The sequence below is a fragment of the Loktanella sp. SALINAS62 genome (assembly GCF_018263905.1).
Classification (GTDB): domain Bacteria; phylum Pseudomonadota; class Alphaproteobacteria; order Rhodobacterales; family Rhodobacteraceae; genus Loktanella.
Genome location: NZ_JAAFZU010000040.1, coordinates 18680 through 36753 on the forward strand (window position 1 = coordinate 18680; position 18074 = coordinate 36753).

Sequence of the window (18074 nt, forward strand, 5' to 3'; positions counted from 1 at the left end):
GCAATCGTCGCAGACATCATGGGTTTTATCGACACCGCTGTAAGCGGTGCCGCACAGGATACCTTCGTGGCTGTGGCGAACGGCTACGGCGGTATCATCACGATCTTGGCCGTCATGGCGTTCATGGTGTTTGGTATCGCTGTGGCGCTGGGTGTCGTGACCGCTCGCGCCGGAGATATGACGCAACTGGTTCTTAGGATCGTCCTGATCTTCACGTTTGGGCTGTCGTGGGCCAATTTTGAAGTGATCTACGATGCCCTGACCAATACCGGCGACGGACTTGTGACTGCTCTTTTCTCGGCGGCAAGTGATGGACCTGCAACGTCTTCGATTGACCAAGCGGAGAAGTTTGCAGCACAGGCGCAAGAAACGGCTGGGTCAGTTATCAAAGCGGAAAGTGCCATAGCGCGGGGTTTCCTCGGAGCGATCATGTATCTGCTGTTGGCCCTGCTGCAAGCTGCCTACATTCTGGTCGCAGGGTTCGCCAAGATCATGATCGGTATTCTGGTCGGGCTGGCACCCTTCGCAATTGCGGCAACATGCCTGAACCGGACGCAATTTCTCTTTGAGGCATGGGTGTCGTCGCTGATCGGCTACTTCATGTATCCGGTCGCCGCTGCTGGTGTGATGGGGTTCGTGGCGACGGTGGCGGAACGGGCATTCACATCGAGAAGCGAAGAAACCCTGATCGGAATTACCGGCGTGGTCGTTGTTATCATCGTCGGCATCTACGGCCTGCTAACGATCCCGCAAGTCGCCTCGAACATCACCGGGCAACTGAACCTCGGCGGCATCGCCCCGCAGGCTTTGAGCATCGTCAGCCGTCCGGCAATCAAAGCTGGTGAAATCGGAAAAGGTGCTGCGACGCAGATCGCGAGTGGTTTCACGACGGGCGGCGAAACTGCCCAGCGTGCCGCCCAGACCCGCCGCTTCGGATCGGCCACGGACATGAAGCTGGCGAACGTTGGCGCAAAACTTTCAGGCAATGCGGCTGGTCGTTTTGTCCAGCGACGGCGCGACGTGCAATTTGCCCGCGCGTCCAACGAACGCCTCCGGGCCAAAGCTAAAACTTAACCGCAAACGCGACCTCATAGATTGGAGAACGGCATGACCTCGCTCACTGCTGAACAGAGAAAGATTCTCAAAAGCCCACTTTCAAAGGTCGCGCCGCATGATCGCGCCGACGTGGAAAAAGCGGTCGCTGCGGCCAGTGAAGCGGGCGGTTCCTACTTCATTGCTGAAACCATCCTCGGGATGCGCCAGCGGGAAAAACGAGCCTGGGCCGTGGCCGTCGTCGGGATGGTTCTGGGGCTCGCCGGGGTCGGCATGGGGGCCTACGGGCTGGCCCATAATGAGACCCAAGCCTACCTCGCAATCGTGGACAAGGACACGGGCGTCGTAGAGCGCGGCGTCAGCGTAGACCGCGCCAGCGTGGACCAGCAACAGGCGGTCGTGGAAAGCCTGATCTACGCCTACGTCATGGACCGTGAAACCTATGACGCGGACGACAACGAATATCGCATCCTGTCGGTGTTCAAACGCTCTGCAATCCCAGTCCGCCAGTCTCTCGAACAGCTGTGGACGCCGGGTAATTCCAACTATCCGCCCGAAAGCTACGGCGTGGACGGCAAGGTCGATGTGTCGATCAACAACGTCCTGATGATCGACAACGACACGGCACAGGTCCGGTTCACCAAGACGCTGCGGCGTCCCAACGCCCCTGTCCAGCGCGGCGATTTCGTCGCAACCGTCACCTACAACTTCAATCCCAGCACGGTCGATAACAACCTGCTCCTTTGGCAAAACCCGTTCGGGTTTCAGGTCACTGGCTACCGTGTCGCATCGGAAGGAACGAGCGAATGAACAAGCTGCTGTGCGCCGCCTTGTTGGCGGCCCTTGCCACCCCTGCCCTCGCAGAGACAACGCCGCGGTCGATGCGTGTCGATGCGCGGAGCGCTGTCGCAATCTATCAGGAAGGTCAGGTATACAAGATCAACACCCAACTGCGCCGGGTCACGCTGATAACGCTGGCCCAGGGCGAACGCTTTGTAGATTTCAAAGCCGGTGACACGGAAAGTTTTCAATTTGCCGACACGGACGGCGGCAACGCAATTCTAGTCAAGCCAGTGATCGCGGGGGCCGTGACCAATGGCGTGATCGTCACGAACCAACGGTTCTATCTGGTCGAACTGCACGAAAGCGCCTCGGCGCGTCCGCATTACTCGGTCAGCTTTCAATCGCCAGCCGGAAGCACGGCGGCGGCGGCGCAATCCTCGGTGCCTGCGGGGAAACCGCAAACCTATGTGATTTCCGCCGCCACGAAGGACGCTCAGATAAAGCCGGTGAATGTCTATGACGACGGCAGGCGCACGTTCTTCACCTTCAGCCCTGACGCGCCGATCCCCAGCATCTACCGGGCCGACGCTCAAGGCCGGGAATACATCGTCAACGGTCGCACGGATGGAACGCGCGTGACGGTCGGATCGCGGTCTGACCGTTGGGTCATTCGCTATGGCGACGAATATATCTGTGTTCAAAGCGGGAGAATTACCAATGGCTGATGAGATGGAAAACCGCGCCGCCCGCTTGAAGGGTGGCAAGAAGAAGTCAAACGTTCCTGCCCTGATTGGTGTGGCGCTGATAACTGGCCTCGCAGCCGGTGGGGCTGGCGTGTCCTATCTGGTGGGACGCGATGGTTCGGTGACGATCCCGCAACGCGACACGTCCGATGCGTCCGAATTTCAGCGTGAGGCGACGGACGGCTTCACGCCGGTTATCACCCCTGCCCCTGCCTTTCCGGTGACAGAGACTGGCCCCTCTGATGCGGAAATTGAACTGCAAAGGCGGCTGGACGAAGTGACCCGGCAACTGGACGCGGCCCGCAATCAAGAACCCGCCGCCCCTGTGGTGGATACAACCCAACTTGAAACGCTACAGACACAACTCGACAGTCTGGCCGCTGATATGGCGGCACGCTCGGCGGAGGTGCAGGATCTTGCCAACGAGCGTGACCAGCTCAACCGCGACCTGGCGCGCACTCAAGCGGAAAATTCCAGCCTGCTGCTGCAAGTCAATCAGGCCAGCGACGACTCTCTAGCCGAACAAATGATGGCTGAAGAACAGGTGGCGCGGCGACAGGAACTTGAACGGCGGCGGGCAAAAGCGGAATCCATTCACCAAGCCCAGATCAACAGCCCTATCGACGGTATGTCAGGCGGCGGGACGGAAAGTGAAGGCCGCGACTATGCCGGCGATGAGGCGTTCATCCATGCCGGGTCCGACAAGATTGCACCGACACAATCGAGGGTGATCGGTGCGCCGTCCAATACCGTCATGCAAGGCACGGTGATTGAGGCCACCCTGACGACGGGCATTAACTCGCAGCTCTCTGGCACGATCACCAGCACTGTCTCCTACGACATTTGGTCATTCGACATGAGCCGGGTGCTGATCCCGCGCGGGTCACAGATGTTCGGGCGCTACGCGAACGAAGTGGCCGTTGGTCAAAAGCGGGTGCTGGTCGCATGGGACCGGGTTGTCACGCCCAACGGGCAGGTTGTGGACCTTGAAGCCTACGGGTCGGATCGGCTGGGACGGTCTGGTCTGACCGGCAAGGTCAACAGCCGGTTCCTGCAACGGTTCGGGTCGGCGGCACTGATTTCAATATTCAGTGCGGCCCCGGCTGCTGCTGCGGCCAGCGTCCAGAACGATGAAAGCGCGATCCTGGCAGAGGCCGTCAGCACGGACGCCAGCGACAACGCCAGTGCGGTGATCGAAGAATACCTGTCACTGGCGCCGATCATCACTGTCGAGCATGGCTCGGTGATTATGGTCATGGTCACGAACGACATGGAGCTGTTCTAGTGTCCTCCTACCTCGCGGAATATCTCAAGCCGTTCGATCCTCTCTTTCAGGATCGAACGGTGATCGAAGTCGTCATAAATGGTGACGGTCAGTGCTACGTCGAACGGCAGGGCTTGGCCCAGATGGTGCGGTCCGCTGACCACGACATTACGCCGCAAGCCGCCAAGGACATTGCACAGCAAAGCGCGAACGCATCTGCGACCGCGTTGACGGAAAAAGCGCCGCTGCTGTCCACGTCCGTTGAACACGCGGGGATAATGCTGCGCGTCCAAGCGGTGATTCCGCCCGCGTCGGCCAGCGGCACGGTCCTGTCGTTTCGCATATTCAGACCGGGCCATACCGGCGAGCCGCGCACCTTCACTTTTCTACGGGACGATGTGACGGCCTCTCAGGACGAAGAACGGATTGAAAAGCTGCGCCACATCGAGGGCATCGCCCGGGTCGGTAGCGTCGATGATTTTCTGAACGAAGTGCTGCGGCTGGAACTGAACATCGTAATCGCGGGCGGCACGTCCACCGGCAAAACGGAGTTGGGGCGGCGTATGCTTTATCTGATCCCCGACCACGAACGCCTGGTGACGATCGAGGATTCCTCCGAACTGCGGCCGCGCCAGCCCAACGTGGTCAGTCTGATCGCAGACCGATCCCCGGCCAGCCCGCGCACAGCGGAAAAACTACTGCAGGCGACCCTGCGTCTGCGTCCTGACCGAATCATTGTGGGCGAGCTGCGCGGGTCAGAGGCAGCAACGTTTCTGGAAGCGATCAACACCGGCCACGGTGGGTCGTTTACGACCCTGCACGCCCAGACCGCCCGCAAGGCAATGGCCCGGTTGGCACTGATGGTGATGGGAACGGGAACGCAACTGCAATATGCGGAAGTCATGCGGTATCTGCGGTCGACAATTGACCTTGTCATTCAGGCCGGTCGGGTGAGAAATGAGAGGGGCATCGTGGAGATTTACGTGCCGACCCTCGATATTTTATAGCTGTCAAACGTCGTGTATCGTTGCCTCGAGGGGTCGGATTTTCTGAGTCCAATCGGCTCGAATCGTCAGGCAGGCCTGTCCCAAACGCCAAACGTTTCTGACCGAAACCGGAACTTCGCTGCAGGCCGAAAGGAGGTCTACTAAGTGGGAAAAGCCGCCGTTGGAAAGATCGACTTCGGGTCCAGCATTTCGATCATCCCTGCATGCCCGTACGCGTATTTCGGTTTTTACTTCAATTTGGATCAGCTTGCCGAACTGAATCTAAAGCGGCGGAAATCATCACTGTTGCGCGGTCTGCATCTTGGCCTTGTACCGGAAAGGATGTACGGACGACGCTCCGGTCGCAGCCTACCCGGATAACAAAACAAGGGTTATAAAATGAAGACGATCGTCATCTGCTCCGGCGGGCTCGATTCTGTTTCACTCGCGCACATGGTCGCGCAAGAACGACAGCTGACCCGCCTTGTGTCTTTTGATTACGGACAACGTCACCGCAAGGAACTGGACTACGCAGCCCGTTGTGCAAAGCGGTTGGATGTCGCCCATGACATTATCGATCTGCGCGGTATCGGTGTGGCACTGACAGGATCGGCCTTGACCGATGATATAGACGTCCCCGACGGTCATTATGCCGAAGAAAGCATGCGCATCACCGTCGTGCCGAACCGCAACGCCATCATGCTGGCCGTGGCCTTTGGCGTGGCGGCGGCACAGGGCGACCAGGCCGTGGCAGCCGCAGTCCATGGCGGCGACCATTTCATCTATCCCGACTGCCGTCCCGCCTTTACGCAGGCGTTCGAAGTTATGCAAAAGGCTGCGCTGGAGGGCTACGCAGATGTGTCGCTTTACACGCCTTTCGTGCATCGGACCAAAGCTGACATCGTCACGGAGGGCGCGCGCCACAACACGCCCTTCGCAGAAACGTGGTCCTGTTACAAAGGCGACAAGAATCATTGTGGGCGGTGTGGAACCTGCGTTGAGCGGCGTGAAGCGTTTCAAATAGCGAACGTCGCCGACCCTACCACATACGCGGATCCTGAGTATTGGGTCGAAGCAATTGCACAAAAGGACCGTGACTGATGTACCGGATCACTAAGGAATTCCACTTTTCAGCATCGCACCAACTGTCGCATCTGCCCGATGGCCATCAATGTGCACGCTTGCATGGCCACAACTATATCGTCGTTGTTGAACTGGCATCGGCCTCATTAGACGCCGACGGATTTGTACGCGACTACGGCGAGCTAAAACTGCTTAAGACTTATATCGACGACACGTTCGACCATCGCCACCTTAATGACGTCATGCGCGAGGCCTCGACCGGCGAAAATATGGCGCGGCATTTCTATGAATGGTGTGTGGCACGCTGGCCTGAAACCAGCAGCGTCAAGATCAGCGAGACGCCCAAAACATGGGCAGAATACCGGCCATGAGCCAATTGCGGATTGCTGAAATATTCGGGCCGACGATCCAAGGCGAAGGCGCGCTGATTGGAGAGCCCACCGTCTTTGTGCGCACCGGCGGCTGTGATTATCGCTGCGTTTGGTGCGATAGCCTGCATGCCGTCGATAAGGCCCATCGCCACACGTGGGCGGCGATGTCCACCGACGCGGTTTGGGAAGAAGTGCAGCGCCTGTCCAAGGGCAATCCGTTGACGGTGTCCCTGTCCGGCGGCAACCCGGCCATCCAGGATTTCACGCAACTGATTGCCCTTGGCCACGCGCAGGGCTACCGTTTTGCTTGTGAAACCCAAGGGTCGATTGCAAAGCCTTGGTTCGGCGAGCTCGACACTCTGGTACTAAGCCCCAAGCCGCCCTCCAGCACAGAGATCGTCGATTGGGCGGCCTTTGATGCCTGCCTGCTGGTCGCAAAAGGCACTGGCAAGATCGTAATGAAAATCGTGATCTTCGACGATGCGGACTATGCTTGGGCACGCGCTGCAGCTGAAAAATACCCTGACTTGCCGCTCTACCTCCAGCCCGGAAACCGTGAGGTCGATCCTGCCGTCGGAGTCGACCCGCAAATACTGGCCGATAAACTGGTGTGGCTGGCCGAAAAGACAATTCAAGATAGCTGGTTTGCACCGCGGGTCTTGCCGCAATTGCATGTCCTGCTGTGGGGAAACAAGCGTGGTGTCTGACCCGTTCAAGGAGACTAAAGTGGAAACGATTTACAGTGACTTGAAACAGCTGGGCGGCCAGACCGATTTGCCGTCCTCTCCCGAAGAGGCTGTTCTGGAACGGGTGTCGAACCCGCAAGCCGACGTGGCCTATTGCGTGCGCTTTACCGCTCCCGAGTTTACATCGCTATGCCCCATGACGGGTCAGCCCGATTTCGCACATTTGGTCATTGATTATGTACCGGGCGAGTTTCTCGTCGAGTCCAAATCGCTCAAACTTTTTCTGGGGTCATTTCGCAACCACGGCGCATTCCACGAAGATTGTACCATCTCGATTGCGCGGCGTTTGGTCGACCTTCTGAATCCGCAATGGTTGCGGATCGGAGGTTACTGGTATCCGCGCGGCGGAATCCCGATCGATGTCTTTTGGCAAACTGGGCCCATGCCAGAAGGTGTGTGGATCCCAGACCAAGGCGTGCCGCCCTATCGCGGCAGAGGGTAGATCGGGCTGACTGCCGGCATTAGATCGGTTGCAGCGTTTTTCCTTGATCGAACACTTCAGCAGCTCGAGAGCGGCCCTTACCGGCCACTCAGCACCGTATTGCCTGCCGCACCGCAGCATTCTCTTAGCGGTCATGCGATGGATCGTCGAATGTTGCATTCCGGAAAGTACGATGTGCGATTTGTCGCATCCAGATAAGCGGCGCCAGCCAAACCATATGGCTCATCGCCATCCTCTTCGCGATTTCAGAACACGATCTATGAAGTGGCACGTTGTCGTTCACCCCACGGCCAGCCAGCGACTTGTCTCATCTGTGATCGTAGAACGCGTCCGCATCTGGCTGCGAATCTCATCCACAATGTTTGCCGTAACCACGCCATTGCGACCGCAGCTTACGCGGCTTGACTGTTCACGGCTGCCAGCGGCGTCCAATTCCACGGCAGTAGTTCATCCAGCCGGTTGATCTTGTGATCATGGATGCGGTCGAGGATGTCAGCGAGATACGCCTGTAGATCAAGGCCGTTTAGCTTTGCGGTTTCAATGATCGTCATGGCGCGTGCAAGTGTTTCCGCACCTGTATCAGCCCCGGCGAAGAGCCAGTTTTTTCTGCCGATTCCGATCGGGCGGAGGGCGCGTTAAGCTGGATTGTTGTCGATGGCCACACGACCGTCTGTCAGTAACAAGCTGAAGGCTTCCCCGCGATTGAGGCCATAGCGGAAAGCCTTGGCGAGATTGCTCTTGCCCGGAATGCGCAGGAGCTGCTGCTCGGACCACGCAAAGAAGGCCTCAACTTTTGTGAGGCTGAACTTTTGACGTGCCGCGTGACGGACGTCAGCAGTCTGGCCACTGATGTCGCGCTCAATGTTATAGAGTTTGCCGATCCGGTCGAGCGCCTCGCGGGCGATCTCGGACTTGGTGGAAATCCAGAAGTCATGGAAGTCACGCCGCAGGTGGGCCCAACCGGCGGCCTCCCGCAAACGGGGTGTGCCATTGGGTTCAGGCGCTTAGTATAGCCTTTGTAGCCGTCTGCTTGAAGGATGCCGCGCGCATTAGCCGGATGGCTGAGGACGTGTTCAGGCGCATTACCCCGTCCTAAATATTTGGCCAATGAAAGCGACCGCGCTCCAAGACTTTATAGTAAAGGCAAAAGCCCTGCCCATCCCAATACAAAAGCTTCAACCGGTCCCCACGACTGCCCCGAAACGCAAAGACCGCACCATTGGCAGGCTTTTGTCGTAGCACGTCCTGGGCCAGCGCCGCCAACCCCGCGATCCCCTTGCGCATATCCGTCACACCACAGGCCAGATACACGCGACCGCCTGTGCCAGGACCGATCATGCCGCCTCCACCGCGCGGATCAGCGCCGTCAGGGCGACCGGATCGGTCGTGCTGTCAAAGTGCAGACTGCGTCCGCCTCGCAAGCGCAATTCAACCACACTCGATGGCGGTGCCTCGGCGACCGGGACATGCGTCACCGGCACTCCGCCCGCAAATGGCAAGTCCAACGGAAAGAAAAGCGCCCCGGCATCGGGTGACCACAGGCCCTTCAGTTCATGCCGCCACGCATAAATCTGCTGCCGCGTGATTTCGTGACGCTGCGCCACCTGTGTCACCGTGGCCCCGTCGATCCCGACCGACATGACAATCTCAAGCTTGTCATCGTCATGCCAGAAGCGCCGCCGCTCCGCCCCAAGAATTTCCCCACGCATCGCAGACCCCGCAGAAGACACGTCGTTAGCGACGTAGTTAAACACGTGTCTTAGATCATCGTCCCGGCCTCAGGCAGGCGGTGCCAATGGCGCGGTTACTCCTGTCGCGACCATCAATGCATAGATTCCGGTTCCTACTTTTGCGCTTTGCGCTTTGCGTAGCGCCGGTCCCGTTCAGCTTTCCGGGCCGCTTCGTAGTCAGCAACGACGTCAACGCTCAGGTCTTTCTCAACGACCTTGAGTGATTCAGCCTCTGCTTTGGCAGCATTTTCGGCCGCCAGAGCGTCAGTGCGCACGGCGTCCTCCTCGTCGCGTTTGTTCTGCGCCCGCTCCGCTTGACGGGCGTCCCGGGCTGTCGCCACCGCTTGGCGCTCCTCCTGCCGCGCCACTCGGGTGGGTTCGGCAGCTTCCTGTGCGGCCCGGTGCGACTGCAGCAGGGCAGCTTTTGCATCGGCCGCAGCGCTACGACGGTCGGCGAAGTCATTCTTTTTGGGGTTTCTCATGTTTTTGTTCCGTTGGACGTATTGTTGCTCAAATTGTCAGGCATGGTCGACGTAATACAAGACGAGCACGGCGACCAGCCTGTCCTCCCGCCACCAAACTTCATAGCCGGTTGAATGAGCACCGGCAGTCCAGGACCTGCTATAGCAGGCACCAAATGATCCCTGTCGCCAAAGCGCCTGCTGTCAGCAGTGTCGCCAGCACTGTCATTTGCAGGTGTGGCTGCGTCAGGACGTCATGTTCTTTCATACGTTGCCTGGCTTTGCCGAACCGGATTGTCGTCGGAAGAATGATGCGCCAGTATTCCTTCAGTATCTCTGAACCTGAACGCGACCGCTGGGACTATGAACAAAAAGGCCCTCAATACGACCAATCTTGAAAAGCTGGGCGCGGAAACGCTTGCCGCCTTAGTGATGGATCTTGTTCAGGGCAGCGCTACTTTGCAACGCAGAGCCCGGCTTGAGATCAGTGCGGCGCAGGGTCCGAAGGATATTTCCGCGGATATCCGGAAGCGGTTCGCCACGTTGCGTCGCTCAACGGCTTTTGTGGACTGGCGAAAGCAGAAGACGTTGGTCAAAGACCTTGCCGGTCTTGTGCACATGATCGAGACGAATATTGCCCCGCTAAATGCAGACGACGCATTCGATCTGCTCTGGTCGTTCCTGCAGTTGGCACCTTCGGTCCATGAGCGCACCGATGACAGCAATGGGGCGGTGGGTGCCGTCTTTGGTGAAGCCATCGACGCTATCGCCACCATTTCCCCACGTATCTCCGTAGATTCCAAAGCGCTTGCGGAGCGTATTCTGGATGCCGTGGCTGACGCGGGCTACGGCGAGTTCGACGGTATCATTGCCGCAACGGCGAATGCCTTGGGTGACGCAGGTCTTGAGCATTTGAAGGTCGTGACGAAGGCTTGGGCCGACATTCCGCCAAGTGCGGATGACATCGAGAGATACAGCGGCTTCGGCCTATCGACCTCTGCCACCGACAGATTCCGGCGGAACAAGGATCTGACACGATCAATCATCCTTGCGGACGTCGCAGACGCGCAGGGTGACGTCGACGCCTACATGGCGCGATACTCATCGAAACAGCTGACCTATGGCACGATCGCGCCAGGCGTTGCATGGCGGCTGCTGGATGCTGACCGTGTGGACGAGGCTGTTGCGATCGTGCGCAAGGCTATGACTGCGGATGCAGAGAGTTCCTACAGGCCGTCCCGCCATGACCTTGATCTGGTGTATGTGGAATGCCTTGAGCGGCAGGGCCGGACAGCAGATCTGATTGAACACCTCTGGCTGAGTTTCACCGAGACGCTGGACGTGGACAGCCTGAGGAAGATTTTGAAATTATTGCCTGACTTTGAAGACGTCGCGGCAGAAGAAAAGGCTCTGGACCTCGCAGAAGTCTTCCCCGATCTGGAGGCTGCGATCGATTTTCTGGTGTCCTGGCCCGCACTGGCCCGCGCCTCACGTATGGTGATGGCCCGCTCGGACGAACTGAACGGCAATCGATATGAAACATTGACCCCGGCCGCCGACGCTCTGTCCGACAAGCACCCGCTCGCTGCTGTTCTATTGCGACGCGCGATGATCGACGATGCGCTCGATGGCGGGAAATCAACGCGATACCGTCATGCTGCTCGGCACCTTGCCGAATGCTGGTCGAGTGACACCGTCATCAAGGACTATGATGCCGTTGCAGACCATGGAGCGTTCTTGGCGCATCTGAAGCAAAAACATCAGCGAAAGTTAGGCTTTTGGGAACTCGTCGACGGGTAGTTTTCGGTTCATAGCAGCCATCCATCGACTGGTTGCTGCGCTGCGACGCGGCCCAGCATTCCGGCCATTCGCTGCGACTGCGAGATAGATTGATCGACGAATGCACACAACGCGGACAAAGCTAATCTTTCCATCAGAATGATGCAGGTCAGCTTCGTGATCCGGAGGAAGGCATGGCTCCCCGTTCGGGCGGCATCCCAATCTGCAAGTGTTGTGCGTGTGAAGCGCACTCCTGGACAATCGTGCGGCGACCGGTGGTCTCGGCTGCGGCCTCTCTTGCAATAGAGAAATATGAGCTTTGAACAGCCCTTCCGTCAGAACCCTTGCCGAGCCAGTTCGGCGGCAATACGCGCCCGAGATTTAACGTCACGTGTCGGGAAAGCCGTGAAGTAGTCCGCCGCGGTCGCATCCGGCTTGCGCCGGCGGATGTCTTGCCCGAGGGAGCCGGTCCGTTCGTGCCGGTCGGCCAGCCCGTTGGCGACAAGCGCGATCATCCCGATGAGGTAGTGCGCGCCAGGCTGGGCTGCGGCACGGTCGGCCCAGCCCGCGGCGGCTTCGTAATCTTCCAGCTGCATGAGCATCTGCGCGCGCACGCCATGCACGCCATAGAGTAGCGGGTCGAGCGGGCTAAGATGCAGGGAGGTGTCGAGCGCAGCGGTGGTCGCGGCAGCGTCACCGATCAGCATCGCGGTGAAGGCCGAGGCATAGAAGCCCTGCGCGTAATTCGGATTCAAAGCGGTAGCCCGCGAAAGCCACTCGGCCGCGACCTCCGGCTCATCAGTCAACCAGAACGACCGCCCCATCGTGAAGTTTGCGAAGGGGTCGAGCGCGTCGAATTCCATCGCTCGCTCGGCGTGGTGCCGGGTTGCGCGCACCGCCGCCGGCCTGTCGGGATCGAGCCGCAGGAACGCCGAAAGGAAGCTGGTGAACGACAGGCCCGCATGGGCGCGGGCGAACGTGGGATCGGACGCGACGGCACGTTCGAAACAAGTCAGCGCCTGCTCGGTATCCGCCGTGGTGAAACGGTAGAGATGCCGCAGCCCGACATGGTAGTTGGCCCAGGCATCCAGGTCCTCAAGCTTGTTAAGCTCAGCAACGCGCGCCTCATTAAACGGGATATGCGTCTCGAGCGCGGCAACAAGATGGGCGACGATGCGCGACCTCAACTCGTCCATCTCGTCGAGTTGAGACTCGAGCCGGTCGGCCCAAAGCACCTGCCGCGACTTGGCGTCGACCAGTTCCAGCGTCACCGCCAGCCCTGTGCCGCGACACTCGATTATCCCTGCAAGGACGTAGCGCGCTGACAGGGCCTTAGTGACCATGTCCATGTCTGCCTCACCCTCTCTGAAACGGAATGACGAGCCGCGCGCGATCACCGCCAGCCAGCGCAGCCGCGAAAGCGCCTCGATGATTTCGTGCGGGATCGCTTCGGCGAACACGGCAAGTGTTGGCTCAAGCCCAAGCGGTCTGAAGGGCAGGATCGCGATCGACGGTTTTCCGAAGATCTGTTCGGGGGGCTCAATGGTGGGCGCGCCATGGAGCACGCAGGCGGGCATCGTTGTCGTGACCTTCGCGACGAAGCGGAAGCCTCGCCCGTGGACTGTCTGGATCATCTCTTGACGCGCGCCGTCGTCGTCCAAGGCCTGCCGCACCGAGCGGATTCGACTGGAGATGCTGGCATCCGAAACGGCCCGCCCGTGCCAGACCGCCTCGACCACTTCGTCCTTTGAGACCATGCGATCATGATGCCGGACGAGGTGAATCAACAAGGCAAGCACTTGGGGCTCGAGCGGGACGGCAACGCCGTGGCGCGCAAGCTGGAACCCATCCGGGTCGAGATGAAAATCTCCGAACGTCCAAGCCATGAAGAAACATACACGAAAATGGCTGCGTCCTACAGGAAATCTTCAGATCGCCTTCAAGCATTGGGCGCTGCCTTGGGTAAAATGGACGGTGTAAGTGGGATGGACCCACTAGCCTCTCAGGAATGGAGACAGGATCATGACGGCACAACCGATTGAAATCCGGAGGTTCGAGACCCCGGACCAGCGGCTCGACATGAAGGAAATGGGTGGCATCTCGATCCTCCAGATGGCCGACGGCAGCACCGGAATGCACGCCATCTTTGAAGAGGGCTGGACCTGGGAGAAAGATGAAAAGCCGCTGCTGGGGTCTCCGGATGCCTGCCCGATGCGGCACACCGGCTACTGCCTATCAGGAAAGCTGGTGGTGCGCATGTTGGACACCGGCGCGGAAACACACATCGGCAAGGGCGACTTCTTTGAAATCCCACCGGGGCACGATGCCTACGTCGACGGAGCGGAACGGGTCGAGATGATCCTCTTCGCACCGCCGGAGCATCAGCACTGACCTGGTAGGGCGCCGTCGCAAAGCGATTTGAAGCCTCAGTCATCCCCCTCGAAGGAAGGGCAGCAACATGCGGAAATACATCATCGAACGTTTCCGGCCGACGCCATCACCGAGGTCAGAACCATCATCGACCCGACGACAGGCACGCCCGTCTGAGAATGCGAGATGCCTTCGCGCGAAATCCCGCACCGCAGCCCGTCAACCACCCTTAACAGGACCGGAGAATTGCCATGGACGCCGTGACGGCACACACGACCAGTGGACGCGGACACCTTTATGGCAGCGTTCTCGACACGATCGGCGACACGCCCGCGATCAGGATTAACCGTCTCGCCCCCAAAGGCGTCGAGCTTTACGTCAAGGCCGAGTTCTTCAATCCCGCCGGCTCGGTCAAGGACCGGCTGGCGCTGAGCATCATCGATGAAGCCGAGAGGAACGGCAGCCTGCGTCCCGGTCAGACGGTGGTCGAGGCGACCTCGGGAAACACCGGGATCGGGCTGGCCATGGTCTGCGCCGCGAAGGGCTATCCGCTGGTGGTGACGATGGCCGACAGCTTCTCGGTCGAGCGGCGCAAGCTGATGCGGATGATGGGTGCGAGGGTCGTGTTGACGCCGCGGGCGGAAAAGGGTCTTGGCATGTATCGCAAGGCGGTGGAGTTGGCGGAGGCGAATGGTTGGTTCCTTGCCCGCCAGTTCGAGACCGACGCCAACGCACGCATTCACGAAAATACAACGGCGCGGGAAATCATCGGGGATTTCGCCGACCAGCGTCTCGACTACTGGGTCACGGGGTATGGCACTGGCGGGACATTGGCGGGCGTGGCCCGGGTTCTGCGCCACGAGCGACCGGAGACGAAGATCGTCCTGTCGGAACCCGCCAATGCGCAACTTCTCGGCAGCGGTCATGTTCAGGCACGACATGCCGATCGCTCTCCCGCCGAAAGCCATCCGGCCTTCGAGCCGCACCCGATCCAGGGCTGGACGCCGGACTTCATCCCGCATGTGCTGCAAGAAGCCGTCGACGACCGCCTCTATGACGAGTTGATACCTGTCGCCGGCCCGGATGGCGTCGACTGGGCACGAAAACTCGCCAAGACGGAAGGTATCCTGACCGGCGTCTCCGGAGGGGCCACATTCGCTGTCGCGATGCAGATCGCCGAACGGGCCGAACAGGGCGCCGTCATCCTCTGCATGCTCCCCGATACCGGCGAACGCTATATGTCAACGCCGCTCTTCGAGGCAATCCCCGAGGAGATGACCGAAGAAGAGGCCGCGCTGTCCCGCTCCACCCCCGGCTATTGGCTGGGCTGACCCATGCCTGACACGCCGGAAACGCTCGATCCCGCGGATTGGGACATTCATCGCGCCACCGCCCATCGGATGGTGGAAGATGCCGTGGATTACATCCGGGATGTCCGGTCCCGCCCAGTCTGGCAGGACATGCCGCAGGACGTGCGGGCGCGATTTCGCGACCCCGTGCCCATTGACGGCCAACCGCTGGATGAGATCTATCGCCAGATCGCTACGGACGTTCTGCCCTACCCTATGGGCAACATTCATCCGCGGTTTTGGATGTGGTATATGGGGGCGAGCAACTTTGCGGGGGCCATGGGTGATTTCCTCGCGGCCATCCTCGGCTCAAACCTTGGTGGCGGCGACCATGCCGCAGCAGAGATCGACAAGCAGGTCGTTGGCTGGATGAAGGAGATGGTCGGCTACCCCACGTCAGCCAGCGGCACGTTGGTCTCGGGCGGTTCGATGGCGAACCTGATCGGACTGACCGTTGCCCGCAACACGATGTCCGGCATCGACCTACGGGAGATGGGTGTCAGCGCACTGGCCGCGCCAATGCGGTTTTACGGCTCGGACCAGATTCATTCCTGTCACCGGATCGCGGTCGAAGCGATGGGCTTGGGGAACCGGGCGCTACGGCGCGTGCAGTCAGACGCGGCCTGCCGAATGAACCTCTCGTTGCTCCGGACTGCCATCGCCGAGGACCGGGCGGCGGGCTTGCACCCCGCTTGCGTGATCGCGACCGCCGGCACCGTCAACACCGGCGCCATCGACGATCTCGAGGCGATAGCCGACCTCTGTGCTGCCGAAGGGCTGTGGATGCACGTGGACGGCTGCATCGGAGCGCTTCTCGCCATCGCGCCGAGGGGCAGCGCGCTGGTGCACGGAATCGCGCGAGCGGATTCCATTGCCCTCGATCCGCACAAATGGCTGCACGCGCCGTTTGAGGTTGGCTGCGCCCTGGTGCGAGACGCGGAGGCGCATCAAGGCACGTTTTCGAGCACGCCGGAGTATCTTGAGGCGGCGCCACGTGGAATCGCGTCAGGGGCTTGGCTGCATGACTTTGGACTCCAGACTTCCCGCGGGTTTCGTGCCCTCAAGGTCTGGATGTCGCTGAAGGAACACGGCCTGGCCAAATTCGGCCGGCTGATCGATCAGGACTTGGCCCACGCCTGCTATCTTTCCGAACGGATCGAAGCCACACCGGATCTGACACTGTGCTATCCGACCGTGATCAACATCGTCTGCTTCCGCTACGACCCCGGCGGCCTGCCCGACGTGGCACTCAAGCGACTGAACACGGAGATCATGGTGCAGATGCAGGAGGCCGGCGTCGCCGCCGTATCCGACACCACCGTGCAGGGCCGGCACTGCCTGCGCGCGGCGATCAACAACCACCGAACTGTTCCGTCCGACCTCGAAGTGCTGGTCCAGGAAGTCGTCCGGCGGGGCCGTGCGCTCGTTCCGGAACTGGTCGCGGGCCTTCGAGGCGATACTTATTCCTGATTGAAGATCACCATCGCTGCAAACGCCGGCGCTGCATGGCCAGCACTGCAATCTGCCTACGGGTCTCACCGGCCTTCACAATCGACCTGAAGACAACTCAGGTTCCCGAGTGTCGCAGCGTGTCGACAATGGCCCTGAATGCCGGCAGGTTTTGACGACGACTGGGATAGTAGATGTAGTAACCTGAGGAGAAGGGCGATCAGTCTCCGAGAACCTGCACCAAGTCTCCTGCCGAGATGTGCTGTTGGACGGTGTTCGGGGGCGGGTTGGAGCGGCACGATAATATCGACGTGAACGAACGCGACCCCTCATGATATAGTCAAACTTGTGCGGACCGGAAAAAGACGAGTAACGGATCGAAAGGGTATAGTGATGGTTGCGAAGCAGGTGCACATAACCGGCCGCGTGCAGGGTGTATCGTTCAGAGCATGGACGCGTGAGCGGGCGGAAGAGCTTGGCGTCTCGGGATGGGTCCGCAACCGGTCGGACGGATCGGTCGAGGCGTTGGTGTCGGGGCCACGCGAGGCGGTCGAGGCGCTGATCGCGGGACTGCACGAAGGCCCGCCTGCGGCAGAGGTCCAGAGTGTCCACACCACCGACGTCGAAACGCAAGCTGAACCGGGATTTCAAATTCATGGCTGAACGGCAGCGATATCCGCGCAAATCGCGAGCCGTCGGCTTGGTCAGCCCAAAACGGACTTCGGGCGTATTGGGCGATGCCACAATGCAGCTTTCCCAAGGCGGGTTTTCTTATGCGAGTTTTTGTAGCCATCGATCTTCCCGAGTTTGTCCGATCTGAGCTTGTGCATCTGCAAAACACTCTACCGATCGGTCGACCTGTTCCTGAAGAAAATCTTCACCTGACACTGAGCTTTCTTGGCGAGCAGCGCGACAAGGCGATTGAAGAAATTCACGCGGCTTTGTCAGACATTCGGGCACCTGTTTTCGATTTGCAACTCGTCGGTGTCGGCAGCTTTGACCAACGTAAACAACAGGTGATTTACGCCGATGTGGCGCGTTGCCAGCAACTCCTCGAACTTGAGCAGCGTATAACCAGATCTCTGAGAACCGCAGGTGTGGAGTTCCAGAAGCGGCGATTTCGCCCCCACGTCACCCTTTCGCGTCTGGCAAGCCTGATGTCGGCATCTGAAACGCACAATTTGCACGAAAGACTGGCAAATATCCTCGCTTTCCGAGCGTCGCCTTTTGAAGTGAAAAGCTTTCAGCTGTTCCAATCTACCCTGACACCGGACGGTGCACTGCACGAAGTCCTTGCAAACTATGAACTTGAGAGTGGGTAGGTAGCACCACGTCGCCAATTGAGTGGGGAGCTTCCCGCCCTTGGTTTTCATGTGCAGAGAACGGTCCATTGCGGCCATTGACCATGCCTTCTCAATGCTGCGGTACGGCCCGTCGAAGCGGCCACTCGTGCATCGCGCAGCAT

At 59.7% G+C, this 18074-nt stretch carries 19 protein-coding genes and 1 pseudogene; 15 read left to right on the plus strand and 5 right to left on the minus strand.

The window, feature by feature from the left end; all coding sequences use genetic code 11:
• Positions 1-18 precede the first annotated feature (18 nt).
• From GZH79_RS13300 to queF, 9 genes are all read left to right on the plus strand, one after another.
• On the plus strand, positions 19-1074 hold the full coding sequence (locus tag GZH79_RS13300) for a type IV secretion system protein (protein WP_211644266.1): 1056 nt from the start codon (positions 19-21) through the stop codon (positions 1072-1074).
• Positions 1075-1107: 33 nt separating this feature from the next.
• Positions 1108-1863 carry a type IV secretion system protein gene (locus GZH79_RS13305; RefSeq protein ID WP_211644267.1) on the plus strand — a complete coding sequence of 252 codons (756 nt, stop codon included), beginning with the start codon at positions 1108-1110 and terminating at the stop codon, positions 1861-1863.
• The gene (locus tag GZH79_RS13310) at positions 1860-2561 is read left to right on the plus strand and encodes a TrbG/VirB9 family P-type conjugative transfer protein (RefSeq protein ID WP_211644268.1); all 702 of its coding nucleotides are present in this window, start codon (positions 1860-1862) and stop codon (positions 2559-2561) included. Before GZH79_RS13305 ends, GZH79_RS13310 begins: the two co-directional genes overlap by 4 nt.
• Positions 2554-3864 (plus strand): TrbI/VirB10 family protein, encoded by a 1311-nt coding sequence (locus tag GZH79_RS13315; RefSeq protein ID WP_211644269.1) that lies wholly within the window; start codon positions 2554-2556, stop codon positions 3862-3864. Before GZH79_RS13310 ends, GZH79_RS13315 begins: the two co-directional genes overlap by 8 nt.
• On the plus strand, positions 3864-4850 hold the full coding sequence (locus tag GZH79_RS13320) for an ATPase, T2SS/T4P/T4SS family (RefSeq protein ID WP_211644270.1): 987 nt from the start codon (positions 3864-3866) through the stop codon (positions 4848-4850). The genes GZH79_RS13315 and GZH79_RS13320 overlap by 1 nt, the downstream gene beginning before the upstream one ends.
• Before the next feature lie 378 nt (positions 4851-5228).
• Positions 5229-5930: a 7-cyano-7-deazaguanine synthase QueC gene (gene queC, locus GZH79_RS13325; protein WP_211644271.1), complete on the plus strand. Its 702-nt coding sequence runs from the start codon at positions 5229-5231 to the stop codon at positions 5928-5930.
• On the plus strand, positions 5930-6283 hold the full coding sequence (queD, locus tag GZH79_RS13330) for a 6-carboxytetrahydropterin synthase QueD (RefSeq protein ID WP_211644272.1): 354 nt from the start codon (positions 5930-5932) through the stop codon (positions 6281-6283). Before queC ends, queD begins: the two co-directional genes overlap by 1 nt.
• Positions 6280-6990 carry a 7-carboxy-7-deazaguanine synthase QueE gene (gene queE, locus GZH79_RS13335; RefSeq protein WP_211644273.1) on the plus strand — a complete coding sequence of 237 codons (711 nt, stop codon included), beginning with the start codon at positions 6280-6282 and terminating at the stop codon, positions 6988-6990. The genes queD and queE overlap by 4 nt, the downstream gene beginning before the upstream one ends.
• A complete protein-coding gene (gene queF / locus GZH79_RS13340; RefSeq protein ID WP_249219188.1) occupies positions 6956-7471 on the plus strand; it encodes a preQ(1) synthase in 516 nt (171 codons plus the stop codon). Before queE ends, queF begins: the two co-directional genes overlap by 35 nt.
• Positions 7472-7863: 392 nt before the next feature.
• Here queF and GZH79_RS13345 read toward each other — a convergent pair.
• From GZH79_RS13345 to GZH79_RS13360, 4 genes and pseudogenes are all read right to left on the minus strand, one after another.
• Positions 7864-8546, minus strand: a pseudogene (locus GZH79_RS13345) (IS66 family transposase); the annotation flags it as partial.
• A gap of 17 nt (positions 8547-8563) precedes the next feature.
• Positions 8564-8809: an IS66 family insertion sequence element accessory protein TnpB gene (gene tnpB, locus GZH79_RS13350; protein WP_211644275.1), complete on the minus strand. Its 246-nt coding sequence runs from the start codon at positions 8807-8809 to the stop codon at positions 8564-8566.
• Positions 8806-9180 (minus strand): transposase, encoded by a 375-nt coding sequence (locus GZH79_RS13355; RefSeq protein WP_211644276.1) that lies wholly within the window; start codon positions 9178-9180, stop codon positions 8806-8808. The genes tnpB and GZH79_RS13355 overlap by 4 nt, the downstream gene beginning before the upstream one ends.
• Before the next feature lie 134 nt (positions 9181-9314).
• Entirely contained in the window at positions 9315-9683 is a 369-nt protein-coding gene (locus GZH79_RS13360) for a DUF6481 family protein (protein WP_211644277.1), read from the minus strand.
• Positions 9684-10025: 342 nt separating this feature from the next.
• Between GZH79_RS13360 and GZH79_RS13365 the strand changes: the two genes are divergently transcribed.
• On the plus strand, positions 10026-11462 hold the full coding sequence (locus GZH79_RS13365) for a DUF6880 family protein (protein WP_211644278.1): 1437 nt from the start codon (positions 10026-10028) through the stop codon (positions 11460-11462).
• A gap of 314 nt (positions 11463-11776) precedes the next feature.
• Here the strand turns inward: GZH79_RS13365 and GZH79_RS13370 are convergent, their stop codons facing one another.
• Positions 11777-13327, minus strand: coding sequence for a winged helix-turn-helix domain-containing protein (locus GZH79_RS13370; RefSeq protein ID WP_211644279.1), 1551 nt, complete (start codon positions 13325-13327; stop codon positions 11777-11779).
• Between the two features lie 136 nt (positions 13328-13463).
• Here GZH79_RS13370 and GZH79_RS13375 point away from each other — a divergent pair, with 136 nt between their 5' ends.
• From GZH79_RS13375 to thpR, 5 genes are all read left to right on the plus strand, one after another.
• Positions 13464-13832, plus strand: coding sequence for a cupin domain-containing protein (locus tag GZH79_RS13375; RefSeq protein WP_211644280.1), 369 nt, complete (start codon positions 13464-13466; stop codon positions 13830-13832).
• A 230-nt stretch (positions 13833-14062) separates the two neighbouring features.
• Positions 14063-15142 carry a pyridoxal-phosphate dependent enzyme gene (locus GZH79_RS13380; protein WP_211644281.1) on the plus strand — a complete coding sequence of 360 codons (1080 nt, stop codon included), beginning with the start codon at positions 14063-14065 and terminating at the stop codon, positions 15140-15142.
• Positions 15143-15145: 3 nt separating this feature from the next.
• Entirely contained in the window at positions 15146-16630 is a 1485-nt protein-coding gene (locus GZH79_RS13385; RefSeq protein ID WP_211644282.1) for an aspartate aminotransferase family protein, read from the plus strand.
• Positions 16631-17002: 372 nt separating this feature from the next.
• Complete coding sequence (locus tag GZH79_RS13390) at positions 17003-17272, plus strand: acylphosphatase (RefSeq protein ID WP_211644283.1); 270 nt, start codon at positions 17003-17005, stop codon at positions 17270-17272.
• Between the two features lie 110 nt (positions 17273-17382).
• Positions 17383-17931 (plus strand): RNA 2',3'-cyclic phosphodiesterase, encoded by a 549-nt coding sequence (thpR, locus tag GZH79_RS13395; protein ID WP_211644284.1) that lies wholly within the window; start codon positions 17383-17385, stop codon positions 17929-17931.
• Positions 17932-18074 lie beyond the last annotated feature (143 nt).